Origin of the sequence: Xanthomonas hawaiiensis, assembly GCF_031834635.1 — a bacterium.
In the GTDB taxonomy this organism is placed as follows: domain Bacteria; phylum Pseudomonadota; class Gammaproteobacteria; order Xanthomonadales; family Xanthomonadaceae; genus Xanthomonas_A; species Xanthomonas_A sacchari.
The window spans coordinates 3275706-3293960 of record NZ_CP115873.1; the positions used below are offsets into that span (position 1 = coordinate 3275706).

Consider the following 18255-nt stretch of genomic DNA (forward strand, 5'->3'; position numbering starts at 1 on the left):
GCCGTTACTCCAACCCGTCCAGCAATTCGTCGACCTTGTCCTTGGTCAGATGCTCATGGTAGTGGCCGTTGATGACCATCATCGGTGCGCCGGCGCAACCGGCCAGGCACTCTTCCTCGCGCTTGAGGTAGACGCGGCCGTCGGCGGTGGACTGGCCCAGCTTGCAGCCGAGCTTCTTCTCGGCGTGCGCGACCAGGTCCTCGGCGCCGTTGAGCCAGCAGCTGATGTTGGTGCAGAACGCGACGTTGTTGCGGCCGACCTTCTCGGTCTCGAACATCGAGTAGAAGCTGGCGACCTCGTAGGCCCACACCGGCGGCAGTTCCAGGTACTTGGCCACGCCGGCGATCAGTTCGTCGGTCAGCCAGCCCTGGTTCTGTTCCTGCGCCGCGTGCAGGCCCTGCAGCACCGCCGAACGCTTGCGGTCCGGCGGAAACTTGGCCAGCCAGTGATCGATGTGCGCGCGCGTCTTGTCGCTCAGCACCACCATCGGATCGACGTCGCGCGCCGCTTCGAAATTACCTGTCGCCTTCATCGGTCGACCTCACCAAACACCAGATCATAGGTACCAATCATCGCCACCACGTCGGCCAGCATGTGGCCGCGCACGATCGCGTCCATCGACGACAGATGGGCAAAGCCCGGCGCGCGCAGGTGCACGCGGAACGGCTTGTTGGCGCCGTCGGACATCAGGTAGCAGCCGAACTCGCCCTTCGGCGCCTCGACCGCGCAGTAGGTCTCGCCGGCCGGCACGCAGTAGCCTTCGCTGAACAGCTTGAAGTGGTGGATCAGCGCTTCCATGTCGTCCTTCATCTCGGCGCGCTTGGGCGGCGCCACCTTGAAGTTCTCGACCATGACCGGGCCCGGGTTGGCCTTCAGCCACTGCACGCACTGCTTGATGATGCGGTTGGACTGGCGCATCTCGGCCACGCGCACCAGATAACGGTCGTAGCAGTCGCCGTTGGTGCCGAGCGGGATGTCGAAATCGACGCTATCGTACTTGGCGTACGGCTGTTTCTTGCGCAGGTCCCAGGCGATGCCCGAGCCGCGCAGCATGGCGCCGGTCATGCCCCAGGCGTAGGCCTGTTCCGGGGTGACCACGCCGATGCCGACGGTGCGCTGCTTCCAGATGCGGTTGTCGGTGAGCAGGGTCTCGTACTCGTCCACGCGCGCCGGGAAGGTGTTGGTGAACTCCTCCAGGAAGTCCAGCATCGAGCCTTCGCGCGCGGCATTGAGCCGCTTCAGCGCATTGCCCTTGTGCCAGCGCGATTCCTGGTACTTGGGCATGCGGTCCGGCAGGTCGCGGTAGACGCCGCCCGGGCGATAGTAGGTCGCGTGCATGCGCGCGCCCGACACCGCCTCGTACACGTCCATCAGCTCTTCGCGCTCGCGAAACGCGTACAGCATCACCGCCATCGCGCCCAGATCCAGGCCGTTGGAACCGACCCACATCAGGTGGTTCAGGATGCGGGTAATCTCGTCGAACATGGTGCGGATGTACTGCGCACGCTCCGGCGCCTCGATGCCCATCAGGGTCTCGATCGCGCGCACGTAGGCGTGCTCGTTGCACATCATCGACACGTAGTCCAGGCGATCCATGTAGCCGATCGACTGGTTGAACGGCTTGGACTCGGCCAGCTTCTCGGTGCCACGGTGCAGCAGGCCGATGTGCGGATCGGCGCGGACCACGGTCTCGCCGTCCATCTCCAGGATCAGGCGCAGCACGCCGTGCGCGGCCGGATGCTGCGGGCCGAAGTTCATCGTGTAGTTGCGGATTTCCTGCTTGGCTTCGGCAGGATTGCTGGCGAACCCGTCGTGCGCCTGGTGGTACTCGCTCACTTGGCGGACTCCTTCTGTGCTTCGCCCGCCGCGGTCTGGTAGCGCGCATCGTCGCGGATCACGCGCGGCACGCCCACGCGCGGCTCCACCGAGGTCACCGGCTCGTAGATCACGCGCTGCTTCTCTTCGTCGTAGCGCACTTCGACGTTGCCGATCAGCGGGAAATCCTTGCGGAACGGATGGCCGACGAAGCCGTAGTCGGTGAGGATGCGGCGCAGGTCCGGGTGGCCGGCGAAGACCACGCCGAACAGGTCGAACGCCTCGCGCTCGAACCAGTTCGCGCCCGGCCAGATGTCGGTGACCGAGGCCACCACCGGCAGGTCTTCGTTCGGCGCGTAGCAACGCACGCGCAGGCGCTGGTTGTGGCGATAGGAAATCAGTTGCGCCAGGACCGCGAAACGCTGCTGCGGCACCGGCATCGGCTGCACGCCGGCGCTGGTCTCGGCGCTGGGGAATTCGCCCCAGGCGAAACGGCCCACGGCCTTGCCTTCGACGCCGCGGCTGAAGCCGTGCGAGGACACGTCCGAGGTATCCCACTCGTCGCTGCCGTAGCCCAGGTAGTCCACGCCGCACAGGTCGGACAGCTGTTCGAAACCGAACTCGTCGCGCAGCGCCAGGCAGGTGGCGTGCCAGGCGTCGGCCGGCACTTCCAGGGTGACTTCGCCGCGCGGAAGGGCCACGAAGACCTGGCTGCCGGGGAAACGGGCGCCGAGTCGGTCGCTAAAGGAAGATGCTTGCTCTGCCATGGGGGCTTGGCGTGCTCTCGAGGAAAGAGGAATCAGCGCGCGATGGTCTGGGTTCGCCAGATCTTCTTCTGCAACTGCAGGATGCCGTAGACCAGGGCCTCGGCGGTCGGCGGGCAACCGGGGACGTAGACGTCCACCGGCACGATGCGGTCGCAACCGCGCACCACCGAATACGAGTAATGGTAGTAGCCGCCGCCGTTGGCGCAGCTGCCCATCGAGATGACCCACTTCGGGTCCGGCATCTGGTCGTAGACCTTGCGCAACGCCGGGGCCATCTTGTTGACCAGGGTGCCGGCGACGATCATCACGTCGGACTGGCGCGGCGACGGGCGGAACACCACGCCGTAGCGGTCCAGGTCCAGGCGCGCGGCGCCGGCGTGCATCATCTCGACCGCGCAGCAGGCCAGGCCGAAGGTCATCGGCCACATCGAGCCGGTGCGCGCCCAGTTCAGCAGCGCGTCGACGCTGGTGGTGACGTAACCCTTCTCAAGCAGCGGGTTCTCGCCTTCGGGACGCAGGATGTCGTCCACCCGCCCTTCCGGGATCGGGTTGGTCATCAGGCGATCCAGGGTCTGAATCACTCCCATTCCAGCGCTCCCTTCTTCCACACGTAGACAAAACCGAGGAACAACATGCCGACGAACAGGCCCATGGTGACCAGGGAGCGAGCACCCAGGTCCATGAACACCTGCGTCCACGGCACGATGAAGATGATTTCCAGATCGAAGACGATGAACTGGATGGCGATCAGGTAGTAGCGCACGTCGAACTTCATGCGCGCGTCCTCGAAGGCCTCGAAGCCGCACTCGTACGGCGAGAGCTTCTTCAGGTCGGGACGCCGGGGACCGAGGAACCGCCCCACCAACATCAGCGCGACGCCGATACCGGTGGCCACGATCAGAAACAGCAGGGTCGGCAAATATTCGGCCAGCACTCGCGATTCTCTCTTGCCTGTGCCCGCGCGCGTGCCGCGCAGGCATGGGATAGACGATTCTCTAGGCGAGGGCGTGATGCCTTCGCGCAGAAACCGTAGCCAAACAATGGTGCCCAAGAGGGGACTCGAACCCCTACGACCTAAGTCGCTACCACCTCAAGGTAGTGCGTCTACCAATTCCGCCACCTGGGCTTGCGTAAAACCGCGCGGCAATCCCGCCGCGCAGCATATTGTAACCGCCTTCAGTCTTTCTGCGACGGGGCAGGCGACTTTTCTTGCGCTTTTTCCGGCGCCTGCTGGGCGGCCGGGGCGGCGGCGGGCGCAGCCGGGGTGGCCGACGGCGCCTGCGGCACCTGCAGCTCGCCGGCCGGCGCGGCCGGAGCCGGGGTGGCGGACTGCGACATCACACCCAGATTGGCATCGGCCGGACGCGCGCTGTGGCCGGCGTACCAGGCCATGAACAGGCTGATGGCGAAGAACACCACGGCCAGCCACTTGGTCGACTTGGACAGGAAGTTGGACGCGCCGCGCGATCCGAACACGGTGCCGGACGCGCCCGCGCCGAACCCGGAACCCGCCGCCGCACCGGCGCCGCGCTGCATCAGGATCAGCGCGATCATCGCGATCGCCACCAGCACGTAGACCACATTGAGGATGACCATCAGCATTTCGAAATCCGTCCGGACAGTACGACTTGGGGGACGAGCGGCCGCCAGCGGCAGCCGTTCGCTCAACAGGTGGCCGCCGCTCGCACGATGGCCAGGAATTCCGCGGCGACCAGCGAGGCGCCGCCCACCAGCCCGCCATCGACATCCGGCTGCGCGAACAGCTCGGCGGCGTTGTCGGGCTTGACGCTGCCGCCATACAGGATCGGCAACGAATCCGCGATTCTAGCATCGCGCGCCGCCACTTCGCCACGGATGAACGCGTGCACCGCCTGCGCCTGCGCCGGGCTGGCGGTGCGGCCGGTGCCGATCGCCCAGACCGGCTCGTAGGCCACCACCGCACGGGCGAAGCCTTCGGCGCCGACCAGGTCCAGCACCGGCGCCAGCTGCGCGGCGATCACCGCCTCGGTCCGCCCGGCATCGCGCTGCTCCAGCGTCTCGCCCACGCACAGGATCGGGACCAGCCCGGCGTGCAGGGCGGCGGCGAACTTGCGCGCGACCAGTTCGCTGCTCTCCTGGTGGTACTGGCGCCGCTCCGAATGCCCGACCAGGCCATAGTCGGCGCCCACGTCGACCAGCATCGCCGCCGACACCTCGCCGGTGTAGGCGCCCTTCTCGTTGCTGCTGACGTCCTGCGCACCGAAGCGCAGCAGCCGGTCCTCGAAATGTTCGATCAGGTCGCCCAGGTACGGCAGCGGCGGCAGGATCACCACCTCCACGTCGTGGTCGGCCGCGTGCAGCCCGGCGACGATCTCCCGCACGAGGTCGGCGGCGAAGTGGCGGGTTCCATGCAATTTCCAGTTTCCGGCTACGATCTTGCGTCGCATCGGCGCATCTCCGGCGAAAAAGTGCCGAGAGGATAGCCGATGCGCCGCCAAGGGCCGGCATCGCCCCTGCCGTTCCACACTCCCCCGCCCCGCTCCACGCGCAGAGACCGCCATGACCCAGCTTCCCGGCTACGCCCTGATCACCGGCGCCTCCAGCGGCATCGGCCGCGAGATCGCCCGCGAGTACGCCCGCCGCGGCGTGCCGCTGATCCTGACCGCGCGCCGCGAGGCACAGTTGCAGGCGCTGGCCGCCGAACTGCGGCCGCAGGTGCCGGTGGAGGTGCTGGTCGCCGACCTTGCCGATCCGGCCGCGCCGGCCGCGCTGGTGGCCGAGATCGAACGGCGCGGGCTGACGGTGCGGATCCTGGTCAACAATGCCGGCTACGGCGTGCCCGGCCGCTACATCGCCCAGGACTGGGCGGTGCACGCGGCATTCCTGCAGGTGATGGTCGGCGCGGTCTGCGAACTGACCTGGCGGCTGCTGCCGGCGCTGCGCGCCAGCGGCCACGGCCGCATCCTCAACGTGGCCTCCTTCGCCGCGCTGGTCCCCAGCGCCGACGGCCACACCCTGTACGCGGCGGCGAAGAGTTTCATGCTGCGCTTCAGCGAATCGCTGGCCCTGGAGAACGCCGACTGCGGCATCGGCGTCTGCGCGCTGCGCCCCGGCTTCACCTGGTCCGAGTTCCACGACGTCACCGGCACCCGCGAACAGATGAATGCGCTACCGCGCTGGATCTGGCTGCAGACCGCGGCGGTGGCCCGCGCCGGCATCGACGGCGCGGAACGCGGCAAGGTGCGGGTGGTCCCGGGCGCGGTCTACCGCGCCCTGCTCGGCCTGACGGCGCTGCTGCCCAATGCCTTGTTGCTGCGGCTGATGGGCAGGGGCTCGCATCGGATCAGAAGCGTGGAATGAGGCCGGGAATGGAGAAACGGGAAAGGGGAATGGGAACAGCCGCGTTTCCAAGCCGACGAAGACCTCTGGCAACACTGGGCACGGAAACCCGCTTTTACCGATTCCCCACTCCCGATTCCCGATTCCCGGCTACTTCAGCTTGATTTCCCGCAACCGCTCTTCCAGATAGCCCTGCGCGGTGATCGGCTCGGGATAGCGGCTGGGGTTGTCGGCGCTGACGCAGGACGGCAGCACGTCGATCACGAAGTCCGGGTTCGGGTGCAGGAAGAACGGCACCGAGTAGCGCGGCTGGCGCGCCTGCTCGCCCGGCGGGTTGACCACGCGGTGGGTGGTCGAGGGATACACGTGGTTGGTCAGGCGCTGCAGCATGTCGCCGATGTTGACCACGATGGTGTCGGCGTCGGAGGTGAACGGCACCCACTCGCCCTGCTTGGACTTCACTTCCAGGCCGGCGGCGCTGGCGCCGACCAGCAGGGTGATCAGGTTGATGTCCTCGTGCGCGCCGGCGCGCACGTTGGGGATGTCGTCGGCGGTGATCGGCGGGTAGTGGATCGGGCGCAGGATCGAGTTGCCCGAATCGGTCTTGTCGACGAAGTAGTGCTCGGGCAGGCCGATGTGCAGGGCCAGCGCCGACAGCACGCGCGCGCCGAGCTGGTCCAGCGCCTGGTACAGGCCGTAGCCGTGGGTGCGGAAGCCGGGCACTTCGCTCGGCCACAGGTTCGGCGGCATCACCGCGCGGTACGGGGAGTCGTCGGAAATCTCGCGACCGATGTGCCAGAACTCCTTCAGGTCGAAATGCTTGGAGTCCTTGGCGGTCTCCACGCCGAAGGCGGTGTAGCCGCGCGCGCCGCCGCTGCCGGGCAGGTGGTACGTGCGCTTGGTCGCCTCGGGCAGGGCGAAGAACGCCTTGAACACGTCGTAGGCCGCGTCGATCTGCGCCTGGGCGATGCCGTGGTTGCGGATGCCGGCGAAGCCCCACTCGCGGTAGGCCGCGCCCAGCTCGGCGACGAAGGCCTCGCGGTCGGTGTCGAAACGGGTGATGTCGAGGGTGGGAATGCGCGCAGTCATGGCAGGAACCGTCATCTCGTGAGAGGAAGCAAACGCCGCGCTCAGCGCAGCAGGCGGTACAGCAGGTAGAAGGTGATCGCCTTGGCGACGATCACGAAGAGGGCAATGGCGATCGACTCACGCCGCGTCACGGACCGCCTCGGCCAGGGCGTCCAGGGTCTGTCGCATCAACGCGGCATCGTCGGCCTCGACCGTGACCCGCACCACCGGCTCGGTGCCGGAGGCGCGCAGGAAGGCGCGCCCGCGCCCCTGCACCGCCGCCTGCGCCGCAGCCAGCGCGGCCTTCACGGTGTCGGCCTCGAGCGGGCGCACGCCCGGCTGCAGGCGCACGTTGATCGTCTGCTGCGGCACCTTCTGCAGCCCGGCCAGCGCCTGGCGCAGGGTCTGCCGCGAGCGTTTGAGCACTTCCAGCACCTGCAGCGCGCTGACGATGGCGTCGCCGGTGGTGGCGCGGTCCAGGCACAGCATGTGCCCGGAGGCCTCGCCGCCGAGCACCCCGCCCTGTTCGACCAGCGCCTGGTGCACGTAGCGGTCGCCGACCTTGGCGCGCAGGAACGGCACCTGCAACGCGGCCAGCGCCCGTTCCAGGCCGTAGTTGGTCATCAGCGTGCCGACCACCGGACCATGCAGGCGGCCACTGGCCTGCCAGCCGCAAGCCAGCACGTACAGCAAGCCGTCGCCGTCGACCGGGTTGCCCTGGTCGTCGGCCATCAGCACGCGGTCGCCGTCGCCGTCGAAGGCGATGCCCAGGTGCGCGCCGTGGTCGCGCACGTTGGCGGCGAGGTTGTCGATGTGCATCGAGCCGACGCCGGCGTTGATGTTGAGCCCGTCCGGCGCCGCGCCGATCGCGATCACCTCCGCGCCCAGCTCGCGGAACAGCAGCGGCGCGATGTGGTACGTCGCGCCGTGCGCGCAGTCCAGCACCAGTTTCAGCCCGCGCAGGTCGAAGCCGCGCGGCACGCTGGCCTTGCAGAATTCGATGTAGCGGCCGATCGCCTCGCGCGCGCGCATCGCCTTGCCCAGGCGCTCGGACTCGACCGTGGCGAACGGCGCGTCCAGCGCGGCCTCGATCGCCTGCTCGGTGGCGTCGTCGAGCTTCTCGCCGTGGGCGGAAAAGAACTTGATGCCGTTGTCGTAGTGCGGATTGTGCGAGGCGCTGATGACGATGCCGGCATCGGCGCCGAGGGTGCGCGTGAGGAACGCCACCGCGGGGGTCGGCATCGGCCCGAGCAACTGCACGTTGGCGCCGGCCGCGACCAACCCCGCCTCCAGCGCCGATTCGAACATGTAGCCGGAGATGCGCGTGTCCTTGCCGATCACCACGGTCGGCCGCGCGGTGCCGCTGGCGACCAGCACGCGGCCCAGCGCATTGCCCAGGCGCATCACGAAATCGGCGGAAATCGCCCCCTGCCCGACCCGGCCACGGATGCCGTCGGTGCCGAAGTATTTGCGTTGACTCATGCGCTGGGGAATCGGGAATGGAGAATCGGGAATCGGGAACAGCCGGAAACGTCGAGGGATCGCGACAAACACGGGCTTGCCGCGCGACGCAACGCACGCGCGACACCACGATTCCCCATTCCCGATTCCCGATTCCCGGCCCTCATGCCGCCTCGCTCTTCGCCGGGGCCGGCTGCCGCATCATCAGCGCCAGCAGTTCGGACAGGCGGTCGCGCAGTTCGCGGCGGTCGCAGATCTGGTCGATGGCGCCGTGCTCGAGCAGGAACTCCGAGCGCTGGAAGCCTTCCGGCAGGGTCTCGCGCACGGTCTGCTCGATCACGCGCGGGCCGGCGAAGCCGATCAGCGCGTACGGCTCGGCGATGTTGATGTCGCCGAGCATGGCGAAGCTGGCCGACACACCGCCGGTGGTGGGATGGGTCAGCACCGACACGTACGGCAGGCCGGCCTCGCGCAGGCGGCCGAGCGCGGCCGAGGTCTTGGCCATCTGCATCAGCGAGAACAGGCCTTCCTGCATGCGCGCGCCGCCGCTGGCGGAGAAGCACACGAACGGCGCGCCGATCTTCAGCGCGGTCTCCGCGGCCAGGGCGAACCGCTCGCCGACCACCGAGCCCATCGAGCCGCCCATGAAGGCGAAATCGAACGAGGCGGCGACCAACGGCTGGTCCTTGAGCAGGCCCTGCATCGCCACCAGCGCGTCGTACTCGCCGGTGCTCTTCTGCGAGGCCTTGATGCGCTCGCCGTACTTCTTCTGGTCCTTGAACTTCAGCGCGTCGGTCGGACCCAGGCGCGCACCGATCTCGGTCGGCGCGGTGTCGGCGTCGAACAGCGCGGCCAGGCGCGCACGCGCGCGGATCGCCATGTGGTGGCCGCACTTCGGGCACACCTCCAGGTTCTCCTCCAGCTCCGGCCGGTACAGCACGGCGCTGCAGTTGGGGCACTTCTCCCACAGGCCTTCGGGAACGCTGCGCTTCTTGCTGGGCGTGCTGTCGGTGCGGATGCCCGAAGGCATCAATTTGCTGAGCCAACTCATGCGATGTGACGATCCATTGGGCGGCCGCGAGAGCCGCAGAGGGGCGACAGTCTAACTCGGTCCCCCGGTGGCCTGCAGACGGTGGCGCATGGAGCCGCCAGGCTGGCCGGTACCGGCGCGGCCGCAGCCAGGAGCTTGCTGCGTCTCGCCCTCCGCGAACCTGCGGCAGGCGGCCGCGCCGTCGCCCAACAAACGGCTCGGGACGCACGGCTGCGCACATCATCGAGCGGCGATGCGTGCGCCGCATGCACCTGCGCACAGCGTTTGCGGCATCGCCGCAAACGCGAACGCCCGCGCAAGGCGGGCGTTCGCAAACACCCAAGGCGTGGCTCAGCCCGCGTCCAGCGCCTGCCGCAGTGGCACCAGGAACGCCAGGGCGGCGTCGCGCGCGGCCTGCGCGCTGCTGGCCTCGGCCAGCGCCGCGACCAGCGCGCTGCCGACCACCACGCCGTCGGCATCGACGGCCATGGCCTTGGCGCTGGCGGCGTCCTTGATGCCGAAACCGGCCACCACCGGCACCGGGCAGCGCGCGCGCAGCTGGCGCAGGCGATCGCCGGCGGCACGCGTATCCAGCCGGTCGGCGCCGGTCACGCCGGCGAAGCTGACGTAGTACAGGTAGCCGCGCGCCGCATCGCACAACAACGCGATGCGCGCGTCGCTGGTGGTCGGCGAGGCCAGCACGATCAGGTCCAGCCCGGTCTCGGCGAAGATCGCCAGCGTCTCGGCCGACTCCTCCGGCGGCAGATCGACCAGCAACACGCCATCCACGCCGGCCGCCACCGCTTCCTCGGCGAAGCGCGCCGTGCCGTGGATTTCCACCGGGTTGAGGTAGCCCATCAGCACTACTGGCGTGGCCGCATCGTCGCGGCGGAACGCGCTGACCGTCTCCAGCACGTAGCGCAGGCCGGCGCCGCGCGCCAGCGCGCGCTCGGAGCTGCGCTGGATGGTCGGGCCGTCGGCCATCGGATCGGAGAACGGCACGCCCAGCTCGATCACGTCGGCACCGGCCTCGACCAGCGCATGCATCGCCGGCACGGTCGCCTCCAGCGACGGATCGCCGGCGGTGAGGAAGGGGATCAGGGCCTTGCGGCGCTGGGCATCGAGTCGGGCAAAGGTATCGGCGAGGCGGTTCATGTGGGACCTATGCGCCCCTCTCCCGCCGGGAGAGGGGTTGGGGTGAGGGGAAGGGAACGTGAGTGCACGAGGCTGCGCCCGTACCCTCATCCGGCGCTTCGCGCCACTTTCTCCCGCAGGAGAAGGGCAAAGCGTTACAGCGTCAATCCTTCGCGCGCGGCGATGGTGTGCACGTCCTTGTCGCCGCGGCCGGACAGGTTGCACAGCACCAGCGCATCCTTGGGCAGTTCGCGCGCCAGCTTGATCGATTGCGCCACGGCGTGGCTGGACTCCAGCGCGGCGAGGATGCCCTCGGTATGCGCCAGCAGGTGGAATGCGGCCAGCGCCTCGTCGTCGGTGATGCCCTGGTAGATGGCGCGGCCGCTGTCGGCCAGGAACGCGTGCTCCGGGCCCACGCCCGGGTAGTCCAGGCCGGCGGACACCGAATGGGTTTCGACGATCTGCCCGTCGTCGTCGCAGATCACGTAGGTGCGATTGCCGTGCAGCACGCCGGGGCGGCCAGCGGCGATCGAGGCCGCATGGCGGCCGCTGCCGATGCCGTCGCCGGCGGCCTCGGCGCCGTAGATCTTCACCGAGGCGTCGTTGAGGAAGGCATGGAACAGGCCGATGGCGTTGCTGCCGCCGCCGACGCAGGCGCTGATCGCGTCCGGCAGGCGGCCGTAGTCGGCCAGCATCTGCGCGCGCGCCTCGCGGCCGACGATGGCGTTGAAGTCGCGCACCATCCGCGGATACGGATCGGGGCCGGCGACGGTGCCGATGATGTAGAAGGTGTCCTGCACGTTGGTCACCCAGTCGCGCATCGCCTCGTTGAGCGCGTCCTTGAGCGTGGCCGAACCGGAGTGCACCGGCACCACCGTGGCGCCGAGCAGCTTCATCCGATAGACGTTGATCTTCTGCCGCTCGATGTCGGTGGCGCCCATGTACACCACGCACTCCAGGCCCAGCCGCGCGGCCACCGTGGCGCTGGCCACGCCGTGCTGGCCGGCGCCGGTCTCGGCGATGATGCGGGTCTTGCCCATGCGGCTGGCCAGCAGCGCCTGGCCGATGGTGTTGTTGATCTTGTGCGCGCCGGTGTGGTTCAGGTCCTCGCGCTTGAGCAGGATCTGCGCGCCGCCGACTTCGCGGCTGAGCCGCTCGGCGTGGTAGATCGGGCTGGGCCGGCCGACGTAGTGGGTCAGGTCCTTGTCGTAGGCGGCGATGAAGGCCGGATCCTGGCGCGCCGCGTCGTAGGCGGCGGCCAGTTCCTGCAGCGGGCCGATCAGGGTCTCGGCGACGAAACGGCCGCCGTAGCGGCCGAAATGGCCGGCGGCGTCGGGATAGGCATGGAAGTCGCTGACGGGGACAGAGGACATGGCGCAACCGGGGGCAACAGGACAGGCCTGCACTTTAGCGCACACGTCGACGCACAAAAACCGATAAAGTCTGACACGATCCGTCAGGAAAACTCACATGACCAGCACGCGCCGCCTGCCCTCGCTCAACGCCCTGCGCGCGTTCGAGGCCGCCGCGCGGCTGCGCAGCGTCGGCGCCGCGGCGGCGGAACTGCACGTGACCCATGGCGCGGTCAGCCGCCAGGTGCGGCTGCTGGAGCAGGAACTGGGGATGCCGCTGCTGCAGCGCGACGGCCGCGGCATCCGCCCGACCGCCGCCGGCACGCGCCTGTGCGAGGCCGCCGGCGCGGCATTCGCGCAGTTGCACGAGGCGGTGGCGGAGTTGCGCCGCCCGTCGCGCCCGGCGGCGCTGGTGCTGGGCTGCCCCGGCAGCATCCTCGCCCGCTGGATGATCCCGCGGCTGCAGGCGCTGCAGCGCGACCTGCCGTCGCTGACCCTGCACCTGTCCGCGCACGAGGGCGACTTCGCCGCCGACCTGGACGGCCTGGATGCGGCGCTGCTGCTGGGCCAGGCGCCGTGGCCAGCGGACTGGCAGGTCCGCGTGCTGGCGCCTGAGCGGATCGGCCCGGTGCTCAGCCCCGCCCTGCCGCAGGCCCCTGCCCTGGCTGCGGCCGCGCCGGCGGCGCTGCAAGGGCTGCCGCTACTGCACACGGTGTCGCGCCCGCAGGCCTGGCCGGCGTGGGCCGAGGCGCAGGGACTGGCACCGGCGCAGTTGCGCTACGGTACCGGCTTCGAGCACCTGTACTACCTGCTGGAGGCGGCGCTGGCCGGGATCGGCGTGGCGATCGCGCCGCAGCCGCTGGTCGCCGACGATCTGGCCAATGGCCGGCTGCTGGCGCCCTGGGGCTTCGTCGAAACCGGCGGGCAGTGGGCGCTGTGCACGCGCCGCGACGTCCAGGATCCACGGGTCGACGCGCTGGCGCAGTGGCTGACGCAGGAACTGCAGCGCTGACCGAGACGACGCCGGCGCTGGCGCCGCATCGCGCTCAGCAGTTGGTATTCAACTCGTAGCAGTCGGCGCGGCGCACTTCCTCGACGAACTTGCGCATCTTGTGCCCGTCCTTGATGCCGGGCTGGCTTTCGATGCCGCTGGACACGTCCACGCCCCACGGCAGGGTGCCGATGATCGCGTCGAACACGTTGTCGCCATTGATGCCGCCGGCGAGCAGGAACGGCCGATGCAGGCCGGTCGGCAGCCGCGACCAGTCGAAGGTCTTGCCCGAGCCGCCGCTTTCGCCGGGGGCGTGGCTGTCGAACAGGAAGCCGGCCGCGTTGGGATACTGCAGTTGCAGGGTGCGTGCGTTGACCTCGCCGCCGCCCATCGGCACCGCCTTCAGGTACGGCAGGTTGAAGCTGCGGCAGAAGCCGTCGTCCTCGTCGCCGTGGAACTGCAGCAGGGTCGGACGCACCGTGCGCAACACCTCGCGCACCTCGTCCTTGGGGTTGTCGCGGAACAGCGCCACCACGTCCACCATCGGCGCGGCGGCCTGGCGCATCGCCCGCGCCTCGGCCGGCGCCACCCGCCGCGGACTGCCATGGGCGAACACGAACCCGATCGAGTCCACGCCCAACTCGCCTGCCAGGCGGATGTCGCCGGCGCGGGTCATGCCGCAGAACTTGATGCGGGTGCGATACAGCGTGCGATTCATAGCGTGACCTCGTCCGGAAGCGTCCAGTGGGCGGGATAGAGGGGACCGACGAACACCAGGCCCTGCGGCGGCGCCGTGGGACCGGCGACGCGGCGGTCGCGTCCCGCGAGCAGTTCGCCAATCCAGGACACCGGCTTTTCGCCCGATCCCACCATGACAAGGGAACCAACGATATTGCGCACCATGTGATGAAGGAATGCATTGGCCTGGACCTGGATCTCCACCACCTCGCCGCTGCGGCTCACCGCGATCGACTGCAGCTCGCGGCGCGCGTGCAGCGCCTGGCACTGCACGCTGCGGAAGGCGCTGAAGTCCTGCTCGCCCAGCAAGGCCTGCGCAGCGGCGTGCATGGCCTCGGCCTGCAGCGGCCGACGCTCCCAGCTCAGGGTCTGCCGGTACAGCGCCGGGCGCACCTGGCGATTGAGCAGGCGGTAGCGGTAGCGGCGCGCGCGGGCGGAAAAGCGCGCGTGGAAGTCGTCGGCCACCGGCACGCACCAGCGCACGCACACCGAGGGCGGCAGCCGCGCGGTGGCGCCCAGCATCCAGCCGCGCGCCGGGCGCTGCACGTCGCAATCGAAATGCACCACCTGGCATTCGCCATGCACGCCGGCATCGGTGCGGCCGGCGCAGACCACGCTCACCGGGGCGTCGGCCACCGACGACAGCGCCGCCTGCAGCGTCGCCTGCACGCTGGGGCCGCCGCTCTCGCCGAGCTGCTGCCAGCCCTGGAACTCGCTGCCGTCGTACTCCACGCCTAGCGCGTAGCGCATGGCGACCTCCGCTGCAGCGCGGCATCGGCGGCGGCGCGCGCGGCGGCCGACGCGTGCATGGGCCAGCACGGGGCGCCTGCAACGCCGCCGCACTGCATCTGCCAGGCCGGGAACGCGCCTTCGGCGCTCCTCCGCCGTCCAAGGACACGCTGCCGCAGGGCCGTCCCGCTCCAGGCCGGACGGCCGCGGCGAGCGCGCCGCGCGCCGCCTGCCGCCATCAGTCCAGCCGCCCCAGCAATTGCAGCGCCTCGGCGCGCGCGGCCGGGTCGCCGCTGGCCGCGACCTCGGCCAGCAAGGTGCGTGCGGTTTCGTTGTCGCCCAGATCCATGTAGGCCACCGCCAGTTCCAGACGCTCGCGGCCCGCCGGCGGATACGGCGACGGTGCTTCGGCCGGTACTGGTGCCGGTGAAGGTGAAGGTGCAGGTGCAGCGGGCTGATGCCAGGTCGGCTCCTGTCGGCCGCCGCCGGCATCGCTGTCGGCACGGGCGTCGCTGGTCGGCACTGCGACCACCGGCGACGGCTGCCGCCAGGCCGCCTCGGCCGCGGACGCGGCGGCCGGAGCGACCTCCGGATGGGCATCGGACACGTCAGCGGAATGGTCGTCGTCGTTGTCTGCGGAGAGCGGCGCATCGGCTGGCGCCTGCCGCAGCGACTGCTGCGCCAGCACGCGCTCGAAGGCGTCGTCGTCGAGCGCGGTGTGGTGATCGGCGTGATCGGCGGCAGCGTGGTCCAGGTGGTCGGCGCGCTCCCACTCTTCCAACGCCGCGTGGTCGCGGGCGACCGACTCCTCCTCGGCCAGCGGCTCGGCCGGTTCCAGCGGCGGCAGTTCCGGCGCATCGACATCGCGGTGCGCGACCACCGGCACCGCGGCGCTCGCCGCCAGCGCGGCGGCGTCGTCGCGCGGCAACGGCGGCAACGGCGAGGGCTTGCGTCGGCGCGACAGCAACCAGGCGCCGAGACCCAGCACCAGCAGGCTCAGCCCGCCCCACAGCCACAGCGGGAACCCGTCATTGGCCGGTGTCTGGGCGGCCGCCGCCGCCGGCGCCGCCTGTCCGGCCTGGGCCAGGCGCTTCTGCGCCGCGGCCAGGTCGCTGTCCTTCAGCGCGATCAGTTGCTGCTGCTGGGACTTGAGCTTTTCGAGCTGCTCCACCCGCGAGCGCAGTTCCTGGACCTCGGCATCGCGTGCCGCGAGGTCTTCGCGCGCCTGCTGCAATTGTTGGGTCGCCACCATGTCTCCTTCGTCGCCGGCACCGGTGCCGGACTTGGTTCCCGCCTCGCGGCGCGTCGCCGGAACCGCCGGCGCGATTTCCAGGCGTGCGCCGGCCGCGGCCGGCGCCGCGGCGGCCGGCTTGGCGGCGGCCTGCGCCGTCGCCGCGTCCTGCTGCGCCTGGGCCGGCTGCGGCACCGGCGCGCGCGCCTGGCGCCACTGCGCCGCCTGCTCGCGCACCACCGCCTCGGCCGCGGCGGCATCCAGGCTGGCCAGGTCCTCCTCGCGCGGGGTGCGCAACACCGCGCCCTGCTTGAGCAGGTTGAGGTTGCCGCGGATGAAGGCGTCCGGATTGGCGCGCAGCAGCGCGACCATGGTCTGGTCCAGCGAGTGACCGTTGCCGCGCGCCAGTTGCCCAGCGATCTGCGACAGGGTCTGGCCGGCGCGCACCGGCGCCAGCGCATCGCCGGGCGCGGCCGCGGGCGCCGGCGCCGGACGCGGCGCGGCGGCGGGCCTGGCGCTCGGCGTCGCCGGCGTGGCGGCAGGCGCTGGCGCCGCGGTGGACGCCTCGCGGGCGATGCGGTCGGACGGCTGCGCCGCGGCCGGCGCATCGATCGCCGGCGCGTCGATCGCCGCGGCGGTGTTGGGTGCGTCGATCAGCGCGGAGTATTCGCGGATCAGCCGGCCCTGGCCCCAATCGACCTCGATCAAAAAGCTCAGCGACGGCACGTCGACCGGCATGCGGCTGCTGACCTGGATCACCGCACGGCCCTTGCGGGTCTGGGTGAAACGGAACTGCAGATCGCTGACCAGGCCCTGCGGGCGCTCCAGCCCGACCCGCGCGAAGGTCGCCGGCGAGGCCAGCGCCACGCGCGCCCGTTCCAGTTCGCCCGGCTCGTTGGAGATCACCGGGATCTCGGCCAGGAACGGCTCGCCCGGCTTGGACAGCACGCGGATGTCGCCCAGGCCCAGCGCCAGCGCGGCCTGGCTGCAGGCCAGCAACAGCAACGCCGCGGCGGCGCGACAGACATGGCGCAGCCCGCGCGCGGCGGACACCGCAGCGCCGCTGCGACGATGGAACACACGTGGTTGTAGGCGCATCCCGCCCCTGCCCCTTGGAGTCATGTCCATCAATATATATGAAGCGGGGAGTGGGGATTTGGGATTGGGGATTCGTTGCGGGCACTGCAGCGGCGGGGGTGTGCTCGCGCGGGGTGCGCCAGCGGCTTGTCCTCCTTGCAGGATCGGGGACCGACAAGCACTGCAACGCCGCTTGTCCAGTAGGAGCGTCTTCAGTCGCGATGGCTTTACCGGGAACGCTCCGTCGCGGCTGAAGCCGCTCCTACGAGGGCGCCCGTCATCATCGCGCCTACATGCGCTAGCGCAGCCCCTCTTTGCAGCACAACACGGACGCCAGACATGACAACGGCCAGGGCATGCGCCACTGGCCGTTGCGTGTCTACCGGGACATCGCGCGCTACGCAGCCCTGCAACAACCGGCGCCGCGCAGCGCTTTACGAATCCCCAATCCCGACTCCCGAATCACGCCTCCTGAGCGACCAGCTCGGCCAACTGCACCGCATTGAGCGCGGCGCCCTTGCGGATGTTGTCGGCCACCACCCACAGGTTGAGGCCGCGCGGGTGCGAGAAGTCCTCGCGGATGCGACCGACGAACACCGGGTCCTTGCCCGAGGCATGGGTCACCGGGGTCGGATAGCCGCCGGCCTTGTGCTCGTCGACCACTTCCACGCCGGGCGCCTGGCCCAGCAGCGCGCGCGCCTGCTCGACGGTGATCTTGCGCTTGGTCTCGATGTTGACCGCCTCCGAATGGCCGAAGAACACCGGCACGCGCACCGCGGTGGGGTTCACCAGGATGCTGCTGTCCTCGAGGATCTTCTGCGTCTCCCACACCAGCTTCATCTCTTCCTTGGTGTAGCCGTTGGGCTGGAAGTCGTCGATGTGCGGGATCAGGTTGAAGGCGATCTGCGCCTGGAACTTCTGCGGCTCGATGTCCTGGAACGCCAGCAGCTGCGCGGTCTGCTTGCCCAGTTCCTCCATGCCCGAGCGGCCGGCGCCGGACACCGACTGGTAGGTAGCCACGTTGATGCGCTCGATGCCGTATTCCTTGTGGATCGGCGCCAGCACCGGCATCAGTTGCATGGTCGAGCAGTTGGGATTGGCGACGATGCCGCGCGGGCGGTGCTTCAGCGCGTGCGGATTGACTTCCGACACCACCAGCGGCACGTCGTCGTCGTAGCGGAAGGTCGAGGAGTTGTCGATCACCACCGCACCGGCCGCGGCGAACTTCGGCGCGTATTCCTTGGAGATGCCGCCACCGGCGGAGAACAGCGCGATGTCCACGCCGGCCGGGTCGAAGGTGGCCAGGTCGAGCACGGTGACCTTCTGGCCGTTGAACTCGACCTGGCCGCCGGCCGAGCGCTCGGAGGCCAGCGGGTACAGCGTGGCGATGGGGAAGCCGCGCTCGGCGAGGATGCTCAGCATGGTTTCGCCGACGGCACCGGTGGCGCCGACGACGGCGACGTTGAAACGACGGGTTGCATTGCTCATGGAAGGATTCGATCCGCAGGAAGAAAAAAGGGGAGGAACAGCCGCACTGCCACGTG

General features: G+C 69.7%; 18 protein-coding genes and 1 tRNA gene. 2 read left to right on the forward strand and 17 right to left on the reverse strand.

The window, feature by feature from the left end; translation table 11 throughout:
- Positions 1–4: 4 nt before the first annotated feature.
- The 8 genes from nuoE to tpiA all read right to left on the reverse strand — a co-directional run bounded on the left by nuoE (position 5) and on the right by tpiA (position 5008).
- A complete protein-coding gene (nuoE, locus tag PG878_RS14035) occupies positions 5–532 on the reverse strand; it encodes an NADH-quinone oxidoreductase subunit NuoE (protein ID WP_048489486.1) in 528 nt (175 codons plus the stop codon).
- Complete coding sequence (locus PG878_RS14040) at positions 529–1836, reverse strand: NADH-quinone oxidoreductase subunit D (RefSeq protein WP_010343008.1); 1308 nt, start codon at positions 1834–1836, stop codon at positions 529–531. Before PG878_RS14040 ends, nuoE begins: the two co-directional genes overlap by 4 nt.
- Positions 1833–2582, reverse strand: coding sequence for an NADH-quinone oxidoreductase subunit C (locus PG878_RS14045; protein ID WP_209031859.1), 750 nt, complete (start codon positions 2580–2582; stop codon positions 1833–1835). Before PG878_RS14045 ends, PG878_RS14040 begins: the two co-directional genes overlap by 4 nt.
- 32 nt (positions 2583–2614) lie before the next feature.
- On the reverse strand, positions 2615–3169 hold the full coding sequence (locus PG878_RS14050; protein WP_010343006.1) for a NuoB/complex I 20 kDa subunit family protein: 555 nt from the start codon (positions 3167–3169) through the stop codon (positions 2615–2617).
- On the reverse strand, positions 3160–3516 hold the full coding sequence (locus PG878_RS14055; RefSeq protein WP_010343005.1) for an NADH-quinone oxidoreductase subunit A: 357 nt from the start codon (positions 3514–3516) through the stop codon (positions 3160–3162). Before PG878_RS14055 ends, PG878_RS14050 begins: the two co-directional genes overlap by 10 nt.
- A 107-nt stretch (positions 3517–3623) precedes the next feature.
- A tRNA-Leu gene (locus PG878_RS14060) sits at positions 3624–3708 on the reverse strand.
- Positions 3709–3758: 50 nt separating this feature from the next.
- Positions 3759–4184 (reverse strand): preprotein translocase subunit SecG, encoded by a 426-nt coding sequence (secG, locus tag PG878_RS14065; protein WP_010343004.1) that lies wholly within the window; start codon positions 4182–4184, stop codon positions 3759–3761.
- A gap of 62 nt (positions 4185–4246) precedes the next feature.
- Positions 4247–5008, reverse strand: coding sequence for a triose-phosphate isomerase (gene tpiA, locus PG878_RS14070; RefSeq protein WP_209031860.1), 762 nt, complete (start codon positions 5006–5008; stop codon positions 4247–4249).
- 112 nt (positions 5009–5120) lie between these two features.
- Between tpiA and PG878_RS14075 the strand changes: the two genes are divergently transcribed.
- On the forward strand, positions 5121–5921 hold the full coding sequence (locus PG878_RS14075) for an SDR family NAD(P)-dependent oxidoreductase (protein ID WP_209031861.1): 801 nt from the start codon (positions 5121–5123) through the stop codon (positions 5919–5921).
- 129 nt (positions 5922–6050) lie between these two features.
- Here the strand turns inward: PG878_RS14075 and PG878_RS14080 are convergent, their stop codons facing one another.
- The 5 genes from PG878_RS14080 to trpB all read right to left on the reverse strand — a co-directional run bounded on the left by PG878_RS14080 (position 6051) and on the right by trpB (position 11966).
- Positions 6051–6989, reverse strand: coding sequence for an isopenicillin N synthase family dioxygenase (locus PG878_RS14080; protein ID WP_209031862.1), 939 nt, complete (start codon positions 6987–6989; stop codon positions 6051–6053).
- A 117-nt stretch (positions 6990–7106) separates the two neighbouring features.
- Entirely contained in the window at positions 7107–8450 is a 1344-nt protein-coding gene (glmM, locus tag PG878_RS14085) for a phosphoglucosamine mutase (protein ID WP_209031863.1), read from the reverse strand.
- Between the two features lie 142 nt (positions 8451–8592).
- Entirely contained in the window at positions 8593–9480 is an 888-nt protein-coding gene (gene accD, locus PG878_RS14090) for an acetyl-CoA carboxylase, carboxyltransferase subunit beta (protein WP_209031864.1), read from the reverse strand.
- Positions 9481–9810: 330 nt separating this feature from the next.
- Positions 9811–10614: a tryptophan synthase subunit alpha gene (gene trpA / locus PG878_RS14095; RefSeq protein WP_209031865.1), complete on the reverse strand. Its 804-nt coding sequence runs from the start codon at positions 10612–10614 to the stop codon at positions 9811–9813.
- 134 nt (positions 10615–10748) lie between these two features.
- Positions 10749–11966: a tryptophan synthase subunit beta gene (gene trpB / locus PG878_RS14100; RefSeq protein WP_148829989.1), complete on the reverse strand. Its 1218-nt coding sequence runs from the start codon at positions 11964–11966 to the stop codon at positions 10749–10751.
- Positions 11967–12063: 97 nt separating this feature from the next.
- On the opposite strand from trpB, the gene PG878_RS14105 reads away from it, so the two are divergent.
- The gene (locus PG878_RS14105; protein WP_209031866.1) at positions 12064–12957 is read left to right on the forward strand and encodes a LysR family transcriptional regulator; all 894 of its coding nucleotides are present in this window, start codon (positions 12064–12066) and stop codon (positions 12955–12957) included.
- Positions 12958–12991: 34 nt separating this feature from the next.
- Here the strand turns inward: PG878_RS14105 and PG878_RS14110 are convergent, their stop codons facing one another.
- The 4 genes from PG878_RS14110 to PG878_RS14125 all read right to left on the reverse strand — a co-directional run bounded on the left by PG878_RS14110 (position 12992) and on the right by PG878_RS14125 (position 18199).
- Positions 12992–13654, reverse strand: a complete 663-nt coding sequence (locus PG878_RS14110; protein WP_209031867.1) for a phosphoribosylanthranilate isomerase — start codon at positions 13652–13654, stop codon at positions 12992–12994.
- A complete protein-coding gene (truA, locus tag PG878_RS14115) occupies positions 13651–14424 on the reverse strand; it encodes a tRNA pseudouridine(38-40) synthase TruA (RefSeq protein ID WP_209031868.1) in 774 nt (257 codons plus the stop codon). The genes PG878_RS14110 and truA overlap by 4 nt, the downstream gene beginning before the upstream one ends.
- Before the next feature lie 217 nt (positions 14425–14641).
- Positions 14642–16687 (reverse strand): motility hub landmark protein FimV, encoded by a 2046-nt coding sequence (locus PG878_RS14120; RefSeq protein ID WP_311185974.1) that lies wholly within the window; start codon positions 16685–16687, stop codon positions 14642–14644.
- A gap of 486 nt (positions 16688–17173) precedes the next feature.
- Entirely contained in the window at positions 17174–18199 is a 1026-nt protein-coding gene (locus PG878_RS14125) for an aspartate-semialdehyde dehydrogenase (RefSeq protein WP_209031870.1), read from the reverse strand.
- Between the last annotated feature and the right edge of the window lie 56 nt (positions 18200–18255).